The sequence below is a fragment of the Amycolatopsis deserti genome, from assembly GCF_014653945.1.
Lineage (GTDB): Bacteria > Actinomycetota > Actinomycetes > Mycobacteriales > Pseudonocardiaceae > Amycolatopsis_E > Amycolatopsis_E deserti.
Map to the genome: position 1 here is coordinate 508563 of NZ_BNAU01000002.1, position 15520 is coordinate 524082.

Annotated in this window: 17 protein-coding genes; 7 read left to right on the plus strand and 10 right to left on the minus strand. The window is 73.3% G+C overall.

From position 1 onward, the window contains the following. Nucleotides 1–21: 21 nt before the first annotated feature. The 3 genes from IE290_RS10905 to IE290_RS38660 are packed head-to-tail and all read left to right on the plus strand — an operon-like array spanning nt 22 to nt 2068. Complete coding sequence (locus IE290_RS10905) at nt 22–933, plus strand: NAD(P)-dependent oxidoreductase (RefSeq protein WP_191244427.1); 912 nt, start codon at nt 22–24, stop codon at nt 931–933. An 11-nt stretch (nt 934–944) separates the two neighbouring features. Continuing rightward, nucleotides 945–1697 (plus strand): iron-containing alcohol dehydrogenase, encoded by a 753-nt coding sequence (locus IE290_RS38655; protein ID WP_444541888.1) that lies wholly within the window; start codon nt 945–947, stop codon nt 1695–1697. Continuing rightward, a complete protein-coding gene (locus IE290_RS38660; RefSeq protein WP_444541889.1) occupies nt 1664–2068 on the plus strand; it encodes a hypothetical protein in 405 nt (134 codons plus the stop codon). Before IE290_RS38655 ends, IE290_RS38660 begins: the two co-directional genes overlap by 34 nt. Nucleotides 2069–2323: 255 nt before the next feature. Here the strand turns inward: IE290_RS38660 and IE290_RS10915 are convergent, their stop codons facing one another. After that, nucleotides 2324–2686, minus strand: a complete 363-nt coding sequence (locus IE290_RS10915) for a hypothetical protein (RefSeq protein WP_191244428.1) — start codon at nt 2684–2686, stop codon at nt 2324–2326. Nucleotides 2687–2871: 185 nt separating this feature from the next. Then, complete coding sequence (locus tag IE290_RS10920; protein ID WP_191244429.1) at nt 2872–3447, minus strand: YceI family protein; 576 nt, start codon at nt 3445–3447, stop codon at nt 2872–2874. A gap of 79 nt (nt 3448–3526) precedes the next feature. On the opposite strand from IE290_RS10920, the gene IE290_RS10925 reads away from it, so the two are divergent. Then, nucleotides 3527–4021, plus strand: a complete 495-nt coding sequence (locus tag IE290_RS10925) for a MarR family winged helix-turn-helix transcriptional regulator (protein ID WP_229874397.1) — start codon at nt 3527–3529, stop codon at nt 4019–4021. Between the two features lie 268 nt (nt 4022–4289). On the opposite strand, the gene IE290_RS10930 is transcribed toward IE290_RS10925, so the two are convergent. Genes IE290_RS10930 through IE290_RS10940 form a run of 3 tightly spaced genes read right to left on the minus strand, consistent with a single transcriptional unit; the run spans nt 4290 to nt 7467 of the window. Next, a complete protein-coding gene (locus IE290_RS10930) occupies nt 4290–5063 on the minus strand; it encodes a cyclase family protein (protein ID WP_191244431.1) in 774 nt (257 codons plus the stop codon). Next, complete coding sequence (locus tag IE290_RS10935; RefSeq protein ID WP_229874398.1) at nt 5051–6007, minus strand: fumarylacetoacetate hydrolase family protein; 957 nt, start codon at nt 6005–6007, stop codon at nt 5051–5053. Before IE290_RS10935 ends, IE290_RS10930 begins: the two co-directional genes overlap by 13 nt. Nucleotides 6008–6012: 5 nt before the next feature. Continuing rightward, on the minus strand, nt 6013–7467 hold the full coding sequence (locus tag IE290_RS10940) for an amidohydrolase family protein (protein WP_191244433.1): 1455 nt from the start codon (nt 7465–7467) through the stop codon (nt 6013–6015). Between the two features lie 133 nt (nt 7468–7600). On the opposite strand from IE290_RS10940, the gene IE290_RS10945 reads away from it, so the two are divergent. Together IE290_RS10945 and IE290_RS10950 are read left to right on the plus strand one after the other, a co-directional pair. Further along, on the plus strand, nt 7601–8479 hold the full coding sequence (locus IE290_RS10945; protein ID WP_191244434.1) for a LysR family transcriptional regulator: 879 nt from the start codon (nt 7601–7603) through the stop codon (nt 8477–8479). A gap of 97 nt (nt 8480–8576) precedes the next feature. After that, the gene (locus IE290_RS10950) at nt 8577–9593 is read left to right on the plus strand and encodes a methyltransferase (protein ID WP_191244435.1); all 1017 of its coding nucleotides are present in this window, start codon (nt 8577–8579) and stop codon (nt 9591–9593) included. An 86-nt stretch (nt 9594–9679) separates the two neighbouring features. Here the strand turns inward: IE290_RS10950 and IE290_RS10955 are convergent, their stop codons facing one another. The 5 genes from IE290_RS10955 to IE290_RS10975 form a co-directional block, all read right to left on the minus strand. Then, nucleotides 9680–10429 (minus strand): HpcH/HpaI aldolase family protein, encoded by a 750-nt coding sequence (locus tag IE290_RS10955; RefSeq protein WP_191244436.1) that lies wholly within the window; start codon nt 10427–10429, stop codon nt 9680–9682. A gap of 73 nt (nt 10430–10502) precedes the next feature. Further along, complete coding sequence (locus tag IE290_RS10960; protein ID WP_191244437.1) at nt 10503–11267, minus strand: SDR family NAD(P)-dependent oxidoreductase; 765 nt, start codon at nt 11265–11267, stop codon at nt 10503–10505. Continuing rightward, on the minus strand, nt 11252–12553 hold the full coding sequence (gene hisD, locus IE290_RS10965) for a histidinol dehydrogenase (RefSeq protein WP_191244438.1): 1302 nt from the start codon (nt 12551–12553) through the stop codon (nt 11252–11254). The genes IE290_RS10960 and hisD overlap by 16 nt, the downstream gene beginning before the upstream one ends. A 10-nt stretch (nt 12554–12563) precedes the next feature. Continuing rightward, nucleotides 12564–13244 carry an alpha/beta fold hydrolase gene (locus tag IE290_RS10970; protein WP_191244439.1) on the minus strand — a complete coding sequence of 227 codons (681 nt, stop codon included), beginning with the start codon at nt 13242–13244 and terminating at the stop codon, nt 12564–12566. Beyond that, complete coding sequence (locus IE290_RS10975; protein WP_191244440.1) at nt 13241–14383, minus strand: cupin domain-containing protein; 1143 nt, start codon at nt 14381–14383, stop codon at nt 13241–13243. Before IE290_RS10975 ends, IE290_RS10970 begins: the two co-directional genes overlap by 4 nt. A 140-nt stretch (nt 14384–14523) precedes the next feature. Here IE290_RS10975 and IE290_RS10980 point away from each other — a divergent pair, with 140 nt between their 5' ends. Beyond that, nucleotides 14524–15519 carry a LacI family DNA-binding transcriptional regulator gene (locus IE290_RS10980; protein ID WP_191244441.1) on the plus strand — a complete coding sequence of 332 codons (996 nt, stop codon included), beginning with the start codon at nt 14524–14526 and terminating at the stop codon, nt 15517–15519. Nucleotide 15520 lies beyond the last annotated feature (1 nt).

A 15520-nucleotide genomic window follows, 5' to 3' on the forward strand; every position in this document is an offset into this window, starting at 1 on the left:
CTTCGGATTGCGAGAACAACCATGCGAGTCGGATTCATCGGACTGGGCAACATGGGCAGGCACATGGCCCGCCACCTGATCCACGCCGGTCACCAGCTCACCGTGCACGACGCCCGTCCGGAGGCGGCGGCCGAGCACCTGGCCCTCGGCGCGACCTGGGCCGGCAGCCCCGCCGAGTGCGCGGCGGCGGCCGAAGTCCTGATCACCATGCTGCCCACCCCGCGCGTCGTCGAGGACGTGCTGCTGCGGGGCGGCGCGGCCGCGGAGCTCGAGCCGGGCGCGCTGTGGGTCGACATGTCCACCTCCACCCCGGCGGCCGCCGAACGGGTCGCCCAGGAGGTCCTCGACGCCCGCGGCGTGCACCGCCTGGACGCGCCGGTGAGCGGGATGGCGCGCGGCGCGGAAGCGGGCGCCCTGCAGATCTTCGTCGGCGGGGACGCCACCCAGTTCCAGCGCGCGATGCCGCTGTTCACCGCGATGGGCGATCCCGGGCGGATCCTGCACATCGGCGGCGCCGGATCCGGGTACACGGCCAAGTTGATGATCAACCTGCTGTGGTTCTGCCACGTGGTGGCGACCTCGGAGGTGCTGGCGATGGGTGTGAAGGCCGGGGTGGACCTCGGGGTGCTGCGCGCGTCGCTGCTGGCCAGCCCCGCCGCGTCGAACTTCCTGGAGCGCGACATCGAGTCGGTGCTCGCCGACGGCGACTACGACGACTCGTTCGCGATGGCGCTGGCGTGCAAGGATCTCGGCCTGGCCGTCGACCTCGGGCGCGAGCTGGGCGTGTCGACGGAGGTGTCCGCGCTGGTCGAGCAGATCTACCGGCGGGCCAAGGCGCAGTTCGGCGACCTGGCCGGGGAGATGAGCCCGGTGCGGTTGTACGAAGGGCTGGCCGGCCGTCCGTTCCGCCTGACCCCGGCGGCCGCGCTGTGACCGCCGGGCGCGTGACGATCGAACCCACCTGCCGCGTCGAGTTCGGCGCGGGTGCGGTGGCGGACCTCCCCCGGTTCGTGACCGAGCTGGGGCACCAGCGCGCGTTCGTGGTCACGGACCGGGGGCTGCAGGCGGCGGGGATCGCGCCACGGGTCGGCAAGCTCCTGCACGCCGCGGGTATCGAGCACGAGATCCACGATGACATCAGCGCCAACCCCTCGGCGGCGGAGATCGACCGCGGTGCCGCGCGTGCCCGGGCGTTCGGCCGGGCGGTGGTGATCGCGCTCGGCGGCGGTTCGCCGCTGGACGCGGCCAAGGGCATCGCGCTGCTGGCCGGGAACCCGGACGCCGCCGCGGCCGACGCGGATTCGCTGTGGGACGGTGCGGACGGGCTGCCGGTGATCGCGGTGCCGACCACGTCGGGCACCGGCGCGGAGACCAACGGGTTCGGGGTCATCGAGGACACCTGCGCGAAGCGGAAGGTCTACATCGGACACCCGTCGGTGCGGCCGCGGATCGCGGTACTGGACCCGGAGCTGACGCTCGGGCTGCCGTCCCGGGTCACCGCGGCGACCGGCGTCGACGCGCTCGTGCACGGGATCGAGTCGCTGGCCTCGCGCGGGGCGAACCCGATGTCGGTCGCGTTCGCCCAGCAGGCGGTGACGCTGATCGGGCGCTGGCTACCGGTGGCGCACCGGGACGGCGGCGCCTGGAGGCCAGGGCGCAGCTCATGTTCGGCGCGCATCTGGCCGGGCAGGCGCTGACGATTTCCGGGCTGGGGCTGGTGCACGGGATCGGGCACGCGATCACCGCGCACACCGGCACGCCGCACGGGATCGCGCTGGCCGCGGTGCTGGAGGAGGTGATCGCGTTCAACGCCCCCGCCGCGGCCGAGGCGCACTCGCAGGCCGCGCGCGCCCTCGGTGCCGAAGGCGACGGGACCGCGGCGATGATCGCCGCGGTGCGGGAGCTGTCGGGCCCGCTGGAGATCCGGAAGCCGCTGCGGCACCTCGGCGTGGCGCGGGAGATGCTGCCGGAGCTGGCCCGCGCGGCGGTGCAGGACCCGGTGACGCGGAACAACCCGCGCACCCCCACGGAGGCGAAGGTGCTCGACCTGCTGACCGAGGTGTACTGAGGGGCACTGCGGGCGGGCGCGGCGGTACCGACCCGGCGCGCTCGCCGGCCTGCGCTGAGGAGCCGGACGCCGGTGCCGTGGATGTGATGAGGCACCGCCGAACCGGACCCGCCCCCGCACCGGCTTGCCCTGAGGGGCCCGGGTGGACGGTCAGCCGTCCGGCCCGAGCACAACGCGCCTAGCGCCGCTGCGCAGGCCTGCTCGCTACCGGGTCGCTCAATCCCCGGAGCCCCGCCGGGCGACCAGCCGGCCCGGTCACTGCGGCCGGGGTGCGGCGGCCTGGGCGATGTGGTCGGCGAAGTCCCGCGCGCCGGGGTAGAAGGAGTTCACCACCACCTTCCGCCCGTCGGCGCGCTTGACGACGCAGCGCCAGTCGATGCCGATGCGGTGGCCGAGCTTGCCGGGCTGCCAGATCCCGCGCGCGTCGACCACCGCGATGTCGCTCCACCGGAACTCCGTGCGCGCCCCGGCGTTGCGGTGGTGCACGAACCCGCCGGTGTGCAGGTTGATGCGTTCGCCGCGGTGCCTCAGGCCCTGCACCAGCCGCCGCAGCCCGTAGGGCAGCAGCAGCACGCTGAGCCCGAAACACGCGCTCCCCACCCACACCGGCGCGGTCATCGAGTTCTCGGCCGGCGGTGGCGACCAGGCACACGGCCGCCTGCCGCAGCCGGGTAGGACCGCACGAGTGCGCCGAGATCTGCCACGCCGTCCACGCCAGGGATTCTCACCGCTCGCGTCGTCCCGGATGGCCGGAAGCTGGCGGGTCGCCCGGCGGGGGCCGCGCCGCCCCCGCCGGGCCGTGGTCAGCCGGCGTGGATCAGCTCGACCTCGAGCTCCAGGTCGATCTCCTTCGACACCAGCAGACCGCCCTTGGCCAGCGGCATGTTCCAGGTCAGCCCCCAGTCCTCGCGGTTGATCCGGCCGCGGGCCGAGAACACCGCGCGGTGGTTGTCCCACGGGTCCTGCGCGTAACCGAGGTAGTCGACCGTCAGGGTGACCGGCCTGGTCACGCCCTTGATCGTCAGATCCCCCGTCATCGAGCCACCGTTGCCCTCCCACCGCACCTCGGTGGAGGTGAAGGTGGCGGTGGGATTGCTCTCCGCGTCGAAGAAGTCGGCCGAGCGCAGGTGGTCGTCGCGGGCCTGGTCGCCGCTGTGCACCGACGCCATCTCGATGGTCACCGAGACCTTGCTGTCCGCGGGGTTTTCCGCCACCTCCACCACGCCGTCCACGGCGGTGAACCGGCCGCGGACCTTGGTGAGCATGAAGTGCCTGCCGACGAAGCCGACCTCGGCGTGCCCCGGGTCGATTCGCCAGGTGCCGGCGGCCGGCAGCTCCACGTCGCCGAGCCGCCGGGTGGGCGTCACTGATCCCGTCATGTCTTCCCCTTTCCTGGGTTTCCCGGACACCCACACTATAGATGCGTGCGCACGCACACAAGTAGTTATGCTGTTCGTCGTGGACACTGCTGACGACACCGGCCTGGCGGCCTGGCGCGCGATGCTGCTGGCGCACGACGCGGCGCTGCGGGCCATCGACTCGGACCTGACCAGGGCCGGCACCATCCCCCTCACCTGGTACGACGTGCTGCTGGAGCTGAACGCCGGCCCGCAGCGGCGGCTGCGGATGAATGATCTGGCCGACCGGGTCGTGCTCAGCCGGACCCGGGTGAGCCGGCTGGTCGACGAGATGGTCGCCGCCGGGCTGGTGACCAAGATCCGCGACGAGGAGGACCGCCGGGTGGTGTGGGCGGCGATGACCGACGAGGGCGCGAGCGCCTTCCGCCGCACCGCGCCCCAGTACCTGCGCGGCATCGAAGAGCACTTCAGCCAGTACCTGACCGACGAGGAGAAGCGGATCATGACCGCGGCGCTGACGAAGGTCCGCGACGCGCACACCGGCGTGATCAGCACCCCGGAAGCACTGCGGCGCAGCACAAGACCGACACGGTGATCCCCGCGTCCCCATCGGCGATGTCCGCCACGAACGGGTTCATCCGCGCCGCGCTCGTGACCACCGGGCGCGGGGACGTCATGACCTCGCCTCCGCCAGCTCGAGCGTCCGCACGCCCGAACCGGTGCCGCCCCGCGGCGTGTAGCCGTAGGGCTCGCCCTCGTTAAGGCTCACCGAGACCGACGAGCAGGACGGACCCGGCGTCGAGCCGTCCCCTGCCCGGCCTCGATCAGCAGCACGTCGGCGTGCCGCCCGGCGGTGAGGGCGGTCACTGTTCGAGGATCGCGACGGCACGCGTCCAGCCCGCGGACGCGGCGTGCACCTTCACCGGGAAGCAGGCGATCTGGAAGCCGGACGCGGGCAGGCGTTCCAGGTTGTGCAGCTTCTCCAGGTGGCAGTAGCCGATCTCGCGGCCGACGCGGTGGCCTTCCCAGATCACCGCGGGGTCGCACTCGGCCGCGTACCGGGCGGCGGTGTGGACGAACGGGGCGTCCCAGCTCCAGGCGTCGGTGCCGGTGAGCCGCACGCCGCGGTCGAGCAGGTACCGCGTCGCCTCCCGGCCCATGCCGCAACCGGAGGACACGTAGTCGTCCCGACCGTATCGCGCGCCGGCGGCGGTGTTGACCACGACGATCTCCAGCGGCGACAGCTCGTGCCCGATCCGCGTCAGCTCGGTCTCAACGTCGGCGGCGGTCGCCACGTAGCCGTCGGGGAAGTGCCGGAAGTCCAGCTTCACCGCCGGCTGCAGGCACCACTCCAGGGGCACCTCGTCGATGGTGATCGCCCGCGCCCCACCGTCCATTGTGGCCGAATAGTGGTAGGGGGCGTCGAGGTGCGTACCGTTGTGGGTGGTGAGCCGGACCCATTCGTGCGCCCAGCCTTCACCGTCCGGCAGGTCCTCGACCGTCGCACCGGGGAAGAAGGCCAGCAGGTCTCCCGCGGTCCGCGCGTGGTCGTAGTAGTCGATCTCCGGCCGCAGTCCCGGCGGGTCGGACGCGATCCCGGCCCGCAGCGGCACCGAAATGTCGATCAGTTCACGCATCGGCGCTCCTCGCGGTTCGCAATTCCGGTCAGCGGGGCGACCTCGGCGCCGGGCACGACTGTCTGCCTGGTCTCCCCCAGTCCCTGGCCACGCAGTTCGACGACGTCGCCGGGCCGCAGCCACCGCCCGAACCCGGCCAGGTCGCCGGTGCCGACGTGTTCGAGCAGGCACCCGCCGGGGACGGTGCCGGACCCGATCACGTCCCCCGGCACCAGGTCCGCACCCCGCGAGACGTAGGCGACGAGGTCGGCGAAGGTCCAGTCCATCCGGTCGAGCGTGCCGCGGGTGAGCTCCTCGCCGTTGACCGTGGCGGACAGCTCGAGCGCGAGCCGGCCGTCCTCGCGGTGCTCGTCGAGCTCGTCGGCGGTGACCAGGGCCGGTCCGAGCGTGAGCGCGCTGTCCTTGCTCTTGCCCATCCCGAGTCCCAGGGCCAGGTCGCGGAGCTGGTGGTCGCGCGCGGTCCAGTCGTTGAGCAGGGTGTAGCCGACGATGTGCCGTTCGGCCGTGGCGGGCGGCAGGTCGCGGCCACCGCGCCCGATCACCGCCGCCACCTCCAGTTCGAGGTCGAACATGCGGCTGCCCGGCGCCACCGGAACGTCGTCGTGGGGACCGACGACGGCCGCGGCGTTGGTGAAGTAGAACGCCGGGACCTCGCACCAGGCGGGGTGCAGCTGCTCGCTGCGCCCGAGCGCGCGGTAGCAGCCGCGCAGGTGGTCGAGGAAGCACAACCCGTCCCGGACCGAGGGCGGCCGCGGGAGCGGCGCGAGCAGTCGGACCTCCGCCAGCGGCCGGACCTCGTGCGGCGTGCGGCGGGCGCTGTCCCCCGCTTCGGCCAGGGCGCCCGCCTCGAGCAGCGACACCAGGCTGACACCGGGCCGCAGCCCCCGCACGTTGTCGCCGTCGAGGATCCCGGTGCGCCGGCCGGCCTCCGACTCGTAGGTCACCCACTTCACCGGCGTGCCCCGTTCTTCGCCGCGAGCACGGCCTGCTCGTAGTACTGCCGCGCCGACGGCTCGACCGCGGCCCACGCCCCCGGCGGTGTTCCAGGCAGCGCGCGGCCCGCGTCCTTGATCCGGCCGAGGATGCGGTCGGTGGCGGCATCGGCCTCGGCGGTGAGGACGGGCAGGTCGGCCGAGGTCAGCACGCCGTCGCGCTTGACGACGCGGCCGTCGACGAGCACGGTCCGGACGTCGGCCGCCGTGGTCTGGAAGACCAGCGTCGCGTACGGGTCGACCCTCGGGTGCTGCTCGATCGCGGGGCCGCCGACGAGCAGCAGGTCGGCGCGCTTGCCGGGGGTCAGCGAGCCGATCCGGTCGCCGAGGCCGAGCGCGTCGGCGGCGTTGACGGTGCTCCAGTTCAACGCCTCGCGCGCGGTGATCGGGACGGCGTCGGGCATCGCTCCGGCGAGGTTCACCGGGTCCACGGCGTCGGCGCGGGCGCACGCGAGCCCGAACCGCAGCTCGTGCCACAGGTCGCCGCTGTTGAGGGAGACGACGTCGGCCGACAGGGTCGGCGCGATCCCGTGCCGGCGACACCGTTCGAAGACCGGGCGGCCGAACCCCATGTTCATCTCGGTCTCCACGGAGATGGACACCTTGCCGCCGCTGCGGGCCAGGGCGTCCCATTCGGCGTCGCCGAAGGCGGTGCAGTGCACGTGGACCATGTCCGGTCCGAGCAGGCCGAGCGCGTCCATCTCGGTGATCCCCGCGCACAGGACGCTGCCGAAGACACAGCCCGCGTGGTTGACGAGCAACGCCTGCCGTTCGCGGGCGGCGGCGAGCTCGGCGACGGTGTCTTCCCAGGGCAGGCCGAACAGTTCCGACAGCGACACCCCGAGCGTGAGCAGGCCGTCGGAGGCGAAGTGGGTGTCGGCGATGCGGTGGAAGTCCGCGACGCGGGCGGCGTGGTCGCCGAACCGGGACCGTTCCGGGGAGCTTTCGAAGAATCCGTAGCAGAACGCGGCGCGGATGCCGGCCTCCCGCAGGCCGTGCACCGCGGCGTCGGCGTGGTCGGGGGTGTTGTTGCAGTGGGAGAAGTCGAGGATCGTGGTCACTCCCGAGTTGAGCGCGTCGACCGCGCCGAAGAAGTTGCCGAGCCGGACGTCCTCGGGGGTGTAGGCGGGCGAGACGCCGAGGCGGATGCCGAAGTAGTAGTCGGCGAGGGTCCAGTCGCCGCAGATGCCGCGCACCAGGGACTGCCAGGTGTGCCGGTGCGTGTCGATCAGCCCGGGGAGCACGAGGTGCCCGGTCGCGTCGAGGATCTCGGCGTCGGTCACCGGGAGCGACGGGGCCACGGCGGCGATGACCCCGTCCTCGATCAGCACGTCCCCGGCTGGCAGGTCCCCGAGCGCGGGGTCCATCGTCAGGACGTGTCCATTGCGGACCAGGGTGCGGTGCGGGCCCATCGTCGACCTCCGTGGCGTCGTAGCTTGCGAGCAGCATCGCCCGGAACCGGGGCCGGGATCATGAGCCGGAACGGTTGTGATCCGGGCGCCGCGCGCGCGTAGAATCGGCCGGCCCGCGGAAGAGGTGGTGGACATGGACGTCCGGTCGCTGCGCTACGCGCTCACCTTGGCCGAGGAACTGCACTTCGGCCGCGCCGCCCGTGCGCACTACATCGCGGCCCAGCCGTTCGGCCGCCGGATCGCCGAGCTGGAACGCGAACTCGGCACGCGGCTGTTCGAGCGCACCAGCCGCCGCGTCGCCCTCACCGAGGCCGGTGAACGGTTCCTGCCCCGCGCCCGCCGGGTGCTGGCGCAGCTGGACGCCCTGATGGTGGCGGCCGAGGGCGACCCCGGCGAGCCGGTCCTGCGGATAGGTGTGCTGGGCTTCGGGCTCGCCGACCGATGGCCCGCGACCCGGTCGCTCCTCGCGCGGTGCCGCCCCGGCCTGCGGCTCACCTACGTCGAACTGGACTGGCCGAGCCAGTACGACGCGGTCCGCACCGGCGAGGTGGACGTGGCCATCGTGCACGACATCGGCGGGGCCGAGGACCTGGTCGTGGAGACCGTCATGGCCACCGGGCGCTGCGCGGTCGTGCCCGCGGAGTCGGACCTGGCCGACGCCGACCACCTCACCGGCGCCGATGTGGCGGGCCGGCCGTGGATCACCCTGGTCGGCGAGCCGGGGCTGGCCGACTGGGGCGGCGCGCCGGTTCCCGGTGACCCCGCCGGGGTGCGCTCACCGGCCGGCATCCCGGCCGCGGTGGCGACCACCGGCCGCCTCGGCGTGCACGGCGAGCCCGCGGCACGTTTCTTCCCGCACCCCGGCGTCCGCTACCTCCCCCTGGACGGGCCGCGCGCCACCGTGGCGATCGCCTCCCGGCGACGCGACCACCGGGACACGGTGGCCGCGTTCCGCTCCGCGGTCCGCGCGAGCACCGCGATCGAGCGACTGGCTCACGACGACCACCGGTAGCCGTTCGCGTTCCCCGCCGCACCTCCCCGGCTCGGCGCCCCGCGGTAACACCGGCGAACAGCGCCGCGACTGACTCACCACCACCCCGGGAGGGAGCATGGCCGCTGACCCGCCTGACGAGTTCGTCGAACTGATCCGGATCGCGCGGGCGCACCAGCTCGCGCGGGCGCTGAGCGTCGCCGCCGAACTCGGGGTCGCGGATCTGCTGCGGGACGGCCCGCGAAGCACCGGGGAGCTCGCCGCGACCACCCGGACGCACGCTCCGTCGCTGTACCGCCTGCTCCGGGCGCTCGCCTCTCTCGGGATCTTCCACGAAGACGCCGGTCAGCGCTTCGGGCTGACCGCGATGGGCGAGTACCTCCGCCGCGATCACCCGCTCTCGGTCGATCCCCTCGCCCGGATGCTCGGCTCGGACTACCAGTGGCGCGTGTGGGGCGAGCTGTCGCACAGTGTCCGCACGGGCGAGGTCGCGACGGTCCACGCCCTCGGCACCGGCATGTGGGACTACTTCCGCCAGCACCCTCGCGACCAAGAGATCTTCGACGCGGCGATGCGAACCGTGTCCCGCGGCGACCACGGCGGCATCCTGGAGGTCCACGACTTCAGCCGCTACCGGGTCGTCGCCGACGTCGGCGGCGGCAGCGGCGCCCTGCTCGCGGACGTGCTGACCACCAACCCGTCGGTGCGCGGCATCCTGCTCGACCAGCCGCAGGTCACCGCCGGGGCGGACGCCCTCCTCCGGGCCTGCGGTGTCGCCGACCGGGTGCGGGTCGTACCCGGGGACTTCTTCGACTCCGTGCCTGAGGGGGCCGACGCCTACCTGCTCGCCCACATCCTCCACGACTGGCCGGACGACGACGCCGGGCGGATTCTGCGGTGCGTACGCGCCGCGATGCACCCGGAGGCGCGCCTGCTCGTCGTCGACGCCGTTCTGGGACCGCCCAACGAAGACCCGGCCGGGAAGTTCCTCGACCTGATGATGCTCGTCTTCGCGGGCGGCCGGGAACGCACCGAACCCGAGTGGCGGGCCCTGCTCGCCGGTGCCGGCTTCGAGTGCGTCGCGATCACCCGGGCGACCCCACGGCGCCACGTCATCGAGGCCGCCGTGGCCTGACGCGGGCCGGCAGGCGCCCGTGACCAAGGCCGGCGCCGGATCGGTCATCGGCCCGGCCCCGGCGGAACGCCCCTGGCATCACCCGGTCACTTGGCTCGACGCGCCGCCGCGAGGTCGCGCAGCGTGTGGAGCAGCACGTGCGCCAGGTTGTAGATCACCGCGCCCGGTGGGGCCGCCGTGGCCTGCTCCGCGCTGCCCACGATGCTCACCATCGGCTTGGCCGCTCGCTCGGCCGCGGCCGCGACCTCCGACATCGCCTGCGCCACGCGGGGGTCGGCGGCTCCGGTGGTCAGTCCCATCGCGACGGACAGGTCCGCCGGGCCGACCAGAACCGCGTCGACCCCCGGCACGGACAGGATCTCCCCCGCGGCCGCGCACGCGACGGGCGTCTCGATCATCGGCACGACCAGCGTCGTCTCCGCCGAGCGTGCCAAGTGTTCGGCGACGCTGCGGGCACCGAACCGTCCGGCCCTGCTGTACGTCGCGAAACCCCGTTCGCCCAGTGGGGGGTAGTGCGCGGCCGCGACGACCGCGCGGGCCTGCTCCGCGGTGTCCACGTGCGGCACGATGATCCCGTCCGCGCCCAGGTCCAGCACCCGCAGCACGAGCGCGGGCTCGGCCGCGCCGACGCGGACCAGCACCCCGAGCCCGTGCGCCTGCGCGGCCACCACGTGCTGCTGCAGCGGCACCAGATCGGCGGGCCCGTGCTCGCAGTCGAGCACCACGAAGTCGAGCCCGGCGACCCCGGCCATCTCGACCAGCGTCTCCGACGGCAGCCGCAGCAGGCCGCCGAGCAGCCGCTCCCCCGCCGACAGCCGTTGTTTCAGGGTTTTCACCGCGCCACCACCTCCGCCGCCGCCAGATCGAGCGCGACGCACACTCCCGCCCACAGCGGCCGATCCACCACGCTCACCGCGCCACCATTCCCGCCGACAAGTCGATATCGGCGGCGCACAGCCCCGGCATCCGCAGCATCGCCAGCACCGCGGCCGCCACCTCGGACTCCGTCACCATCCGCCCCAGCGCCGCCCGTCCGACGAACGCCCGCTCGGCCTCGTCGTAGCTCACCCCGGTGCGCTCGGCCTCCAGCCGGAAGTTGCGCGCCATCCGCGGCCCCTCCACCGGCCCGGGCGACAGCGAGTTCACCGCCACCCCGTACGGCCCGACCTCCCCGGCGAGCGTGGCGGTCAACCCGATGACCGCCATCTTCGACGCGCAGTACGGCGTGCGCCGCAGCAACGGCCGTTTCCCGCTCACCGACGCGATGTTGACGACGTCCCCCGCCCCGCGCTCCACCATCGGCGGCAGGAACGCCCGGCACACCAGGTACACGCCGCGGACGTTGACCGCGAACACCTCGTCCCACTCCTCCGGCTCGACTTCGGTCAGCGGCTTGACCGGCCCCGCGACCCCGGCGTTGTTGACCAGCACCGAGATCTCCTCGTCGGCCAGTTCGGCGGCCAGCGCCGCGACCGACGACGGATCGGCCACGTCGCACACGGCGGCCCGGCCGGGCCCCGGCAGTGCCGCGACCGTTTCGTCCAAAACAGACTTTCGCCGCCCGGTCACCACGACCCGCGCACCCTCACGCGACAACGCCACGGCGATTGCGCGGCCCAGTCCGTTGCCGCCGCCGGTGACCAGCGCGGTGCGCCCCCTCACGCCGGGTTCCACGGCAGCTCCTCGCGCCGGAACTCGACCGCCCGCACGTCGCCGGACCGGGCGTGCCCCTCGAACAGCTCCACCCGGGCCGCGCGCCCGCAAACCTCGCCCAGCCGCACGCTCGACTCGCTGCTGGTGACCTCCTGGTAGGTCACGGTCTTGAGGTACTTGCCGACCCACAGCCCGCCGGTGTAGCGGGCCGCGCCACGCGTGGGCAGGACGTGGTTGGTGCCGATCACCTTGTCGCCGAAGGACACGCACGTCCCGGGGCCGAGGAACAGCGCGCCGTAGTCCCGCATCTTCTCCAGCGCCTGCCGCGGCTGCTCGGTGAGCACCTGGACGTGCTCGGAGGCGAAGGTGTCCGCCAGGGCGAACCCCTCGTCGAGGCTGTCCACCACGTGGATCTCACCGTGGTCGCGCCACGCCGGCTCGGCGAAGTCGCGGGTCGGCATGCCGGGCAGCAGCGCCTCGACGTGGCCGAGCACCTCCCGCGCGAGGTCCTCCGAAGTGGTGATCAGCACCGCCGGCGAGTCCGGGCCGTGCTCGGCCTGGGACAACAGGTCCACCGCGACGACGAACGGGTCGGCGGTGTGGTCGGCGACGATCAGCACCTCGGTCGGCCCGGCGAACAGGTCGATGCCGACCTCGCCGAACAGCTGCCGCTTGGCCTCGGCGACGTAGGCGTTGCCCGGGCCGGCGATCAGGTCGACACGCCCGATGGTCTCCGTGCCGACGGCGAGGGCGGCCACCGCCTGCACACCGCCGAGGAGGTAGATCTCGTCGGCGCCGGCCAGATGCATGGCGGCGACGGTGGCCTCGGGCACCTCGCCGCGGATCGGCGGCGTGCACGCGGCCACCCGGGGCACCCCGGCGACCTTCGCGGTCACGATCGTCATGTGCGCCGACGCGGTGAGCGGGTACCGCCCGCCGGGGACGTAGGCGCCCGCGGCGGCCACCGGCACGTGCTTCTGTCCCAAGTGGACGCCGGGCAGGGTCTCCACCTCGAACTCGCGCAGCGAGTCGCGCTGGTGCTGGGCGAAGGTGCGCACCTGGTCCTGCACGAACCGGATGTCGGCCAGCACCTGCTCCGGCACCCGGGCGACGATCTCCTCGATCTGCTCGGGCGACAAGCGGAACGACTCCGGTGACCACGAGTCGAACTTCGCCGAGTACTCGGCGACCGCGGCGTCACCGCGCTCCCGGATGTCGGCGATGATCGCGCGCACCCGCTCGGCGACGTCGCTGCGCTGGGCGGCGACCTGCTCGACGGGGACGGCGGACTTCAGGACCTTGGGCATGGGAACTCCTTCATCGGGTTGACGGGAGCCAGTCGCGCAGCACCGTGGCCGCGGCGGCGGGTTCCTCGAGGGTCAGCAGGTGACCGGCCTCCGGGAGCACCCGGAGGGTGGCTTCGGCCGCGTGGGCGGCGATGGCGTGGTGGAAGGCCGGCGGGCACAGCGCGTCGCGCTCGCCGCACAGCACCAGGACCGGGCAGGACAGCCCGGCGATCGCGGCGGAGGCGTCGCGCCGGGTGGCCTGGGCGGCGAGCTGGGCGCGGAACGTGCCCGGCCCGACGCGCCCGGCCATGTCCCGGAACCGTTGCCGCAGCGCGGGATCCGGGTCGGCGAACATGGTCGGCAGGATCCGCGCGACGGCGTCGTCGAACCCGCCGTCCGCGGTGAGGCGGTCCAGTTCGGTCCAGGCGGCGAGCTGTTCCGGTCGCGGCGCACCGGCGTTGGTCGAGATCGCGCAGAACCCGGCCAGCCGCCCGGGCGCCCGCCGGGCGGCCTCGAAACCCGCGATCGCGCCGAGACTCAGCCCGGCGAGCACGAACGGGCCGTCGACCGCGGCCAGGATCTGCTCGGCCATGCCGCCGATGGTCGGCGCGGTGATCTCCGCGTGCACCACCGGACCGGGCAGCTCGACGCCGGCCCACAGGTCCGCGTCGCACAGCATCCCGGGGACCAGCACCACCGGCGGCTCGGTCATCGCCCGGCCGGCTTCGGCAGCAGGTGGTAGGGCGCGAGGTAACCGTTGTGGTCCACGCCAACCCCGGCGTCGGCGGCCGCCTTGACGACCTCCTCGTCCCACTCCAGGCGCACCCGGCCGTCCCCGCTGTTGACGACGAGCAGGGTGGCCGTGTCGTCGGAGACGTTGCGGACGCTGCGCCACGCGCCGCGCGGCACGGACACCATGTCCCACGGCCCCAGCCGCACGCTCACCTCGTCGTGCCGGTTGAGCGTGACCTCCCACTCGCCGTCCTTCACCATCAGCACCTGGGTCTCGTCGTGGCGGTGCGGCAGCAGGCCCTCGCCCGGCTCGGCGCGCAGCCACGCCACGTTGTGCCCGTGCGGCTGGTAGATCCGCGGTTCCTGGTCGCGGTCCTCGGTCATGCCGAAGCCGATCACCGTGGCCAGCTCGGCGCGCCCGCCCGGCAGGACGCTGCCCAGCAGGGCCCGGCTGGACCACTGGAGGTCGTCCGTGGTCGCCACCCGGCGGCGCAGCTTCGCCACGTCGTAGGAGGGCAGGGCGGCGATGTCCTCGGCGGCCATCGGCCGGACCAGCTCGGCCGGGTCGGGCACCTCGTCCCCGGCGACGGTGTCGATGAGCTGGTTGTCCGCGCTCAGGTACAGGCCGTGGCGTTCGGCCTCGCGCAGCACCGACGGGCCCCAGATGATGCCGCCGGTGTCGTCGTGGCCGAGGACGGTGAACAACCAGCCGTCGTCGGGGCCGATGTTGGTGAACCCGCGGAAGATCCACGTCGGGATCGAGGCGATGTCGCCCTCGCGCAGCACCAGTTCGCCCTCGTCGCCGTCGGCGCCCCAGCGGAGCAGGAATTCGCCGCGGAAGCACAGGAACACCTCGGCGGTGAAGTGCAGGTGCAGGTTGTTGGTGATGCCGTGCGGCATCGCCGCCGCGCCGATGTTGAACCCGTGGGGCTCACGCAGGTTCACCACCTGGTCCGGGTTCTGCGTCACCCCCGGGCCGATCATCGAGTAGTTCTCCTTGCGGTCCGAACCCGGCGTCCGGCAGTCGATGAACGCCTGGTTGCAGGACACGAAATCGGTCCGCCGGATCGTCCGGCGCCGCAGCTCCTCCGCTGGGACCCACCCCTCGCCGTTGACCATGACACCCTCCGCAGCTCGTTGTCGAACTCGTCTTGAATACGTATGCAGAACACCATCACGAACACCCGTGTGTCAAGCCCAAGCTCTGCCGAGTTCGGCTAGGATGCGTATGCACGGACGATCTGCCGGAAGGGGCGCCGATGTCGATCACGAGCCATGACGTGGCTAGGCTCGCCGGGGTCTCGCAGCCGACCGTCTCCCGGGCGCTGCGCGGGGACCACCGGGTTTCCGAGGCCACGCGGGCGCGGGTGCGGGAGGCGGCCGAGGCGCTCGGGTACGTGCCCAGCGAAGCGGGCCGGAGCCTGTCCACGCGCTCGACCCGCCGCGTCGGGGTGGTCGTCACCGACCTGACCAACCCGTTCTACCCGCACCTGATCGGCCCCCTGCACGACGCGCTCGAGCGGCACGGGTACCGGATGATGCTGTTCACCGAGCGCAGCGAGACGGCGCTGGAGACCGAGCGGCTGCTCGACCGCTCGATCGACGGCGTCGTGCTCACCACCGCGCTGATCGGGTCCGCCCTGCCCGCCGAGCTGCACCGCCGCGGCCTGCCGTTCGTCTTCCTCAACCGCGAGACCGGCAACGACAAGGCCGACGCCGCCGTGGTGGACAACGAGGCCGGCGGCCGGCTCGTCGCCGAGGAGCTGGTGCGCCTCGGGCACACCGACGTCGCCCTGATCGGCGGTCCGGCGGAGACCACCACCGGGCGCGACCGCGAGCTCGGGTTCCGGGTGGGCCTGTCCGAGGCCGGGGTCGGCCTGCCGCGGCACCGCGTGCGGCGGGGGCCGTTCGACTACGGCACCGGCTACCAGGGCCTGCTCGACCTGATGGCCTCCGACCCCCGCCCCACGGCGGTGTTCTGCGGCAACGACGTGATCGCGATCGGCGCGATGAACGCGGCGCGCCGGCTGGGCATCGACGTGCCCGGCGACCTGACGCTCATCGGGTTCGACGACCTGCCGATGGCGTCCTGGGAGACCTTCGACCTCACCACGGTCCGCCACGACCTGCACGGGATGGCCCAGGCCGCGGCGGACCTGCTGGTCGAGCGCCTTTCCGGTGGCGCCGAAGACGCACCGCGCCGCGTCATGTTCGCCACGGAGCTGGTGCCGCGGGGCACGCACGCGCCGCGGTGAG

Bases quoted from the DNA above. Each gene is read 5' to 3' on its own strand.
- IE290_RS10915 (WP_191244428.1), bottom strand. From the start codon at position 2,686: ATGACCGCGCCGGTGTGGGTGGGGAGCGCGTGTTTCGGGCTCAGCGTG.
- IE290_RS10930 (WP_191244431.1), bottom strand. From the start codon at position 5,063: ATGCGTGAACTGATCGACATTTCGGTGCCGCTGCGGGCCGGGATCGCG.
- IE290_RS10975 (WP_191244440.1), bottom strand. From the start codon at position 14,383: ATGGTCAACGGCGAGGGGTGGGTCCCAGCGGAGGAGCTGCGGCGCCGG.
- IE290_RS10920 (WP_191244429.1), bottom strand. From the start codon at position 3,447: ATGACGGGATCAGTGACGCCCACCCGGCGGCTCGGCGACGTGGAGCTG.
- hisD (WP_191244438.1), bottom strand. From the start codon at position 12,553: ATGCCCAAGGTCCTGAAGTCCGCCGTCCCCGTCGAGCAGGTCGCCGCC.
- IE290_RS10980 (WP_191244441.1), top strand. From the start codon at position 14,524: ATGTCGATCACGAGCCATGACGTGGCTAGGCTCGCCGGGGTCTCGCAG.
- IE290_RS10940 (WP_191244433.1), bottom strand. From the start codon at position 7,467: ATGGGCCCGCACCGCACCCTGGTCCGCAATGGACACGTCCTGACGATG.
- IE290_RS38660 (WP_444541889.1), top strand. From the start codon at position 1,664: ATGTTCGGCGCGCATCTGGCCGGGCAGGCGCTGACGATTTCCGGGCTG.
- IE290_RS10945 (WP_191244434.1), top strand. From the start codon at position 7,601: ATGGACGTCCGGTCGCTGCGCTACGCGCTCACCTTGGCCGAGGAACTG.
- IE290_RS10950 (WP_191244435.1), top strand. From the start codon at position 8,577: ATGGCCGCTGACCCGCCTGACGAGTTCGTCGAACTGATCCGGATCGCG.
- IE290_RS10905 (WP_191244427.1), top strand. From the start codon at position 22: ATGCGAGTCGGATTCATCGGACTGGGCAACATGGGCAGGCACATGGCC.
- IE290_RS10970 (WP_191244439.1), bottom strand. From the start codon at position 13,244: ATGACCGAGCCGCCGGTGGTGCTGGTCCCCGGGATGCTGTGCGACGCG.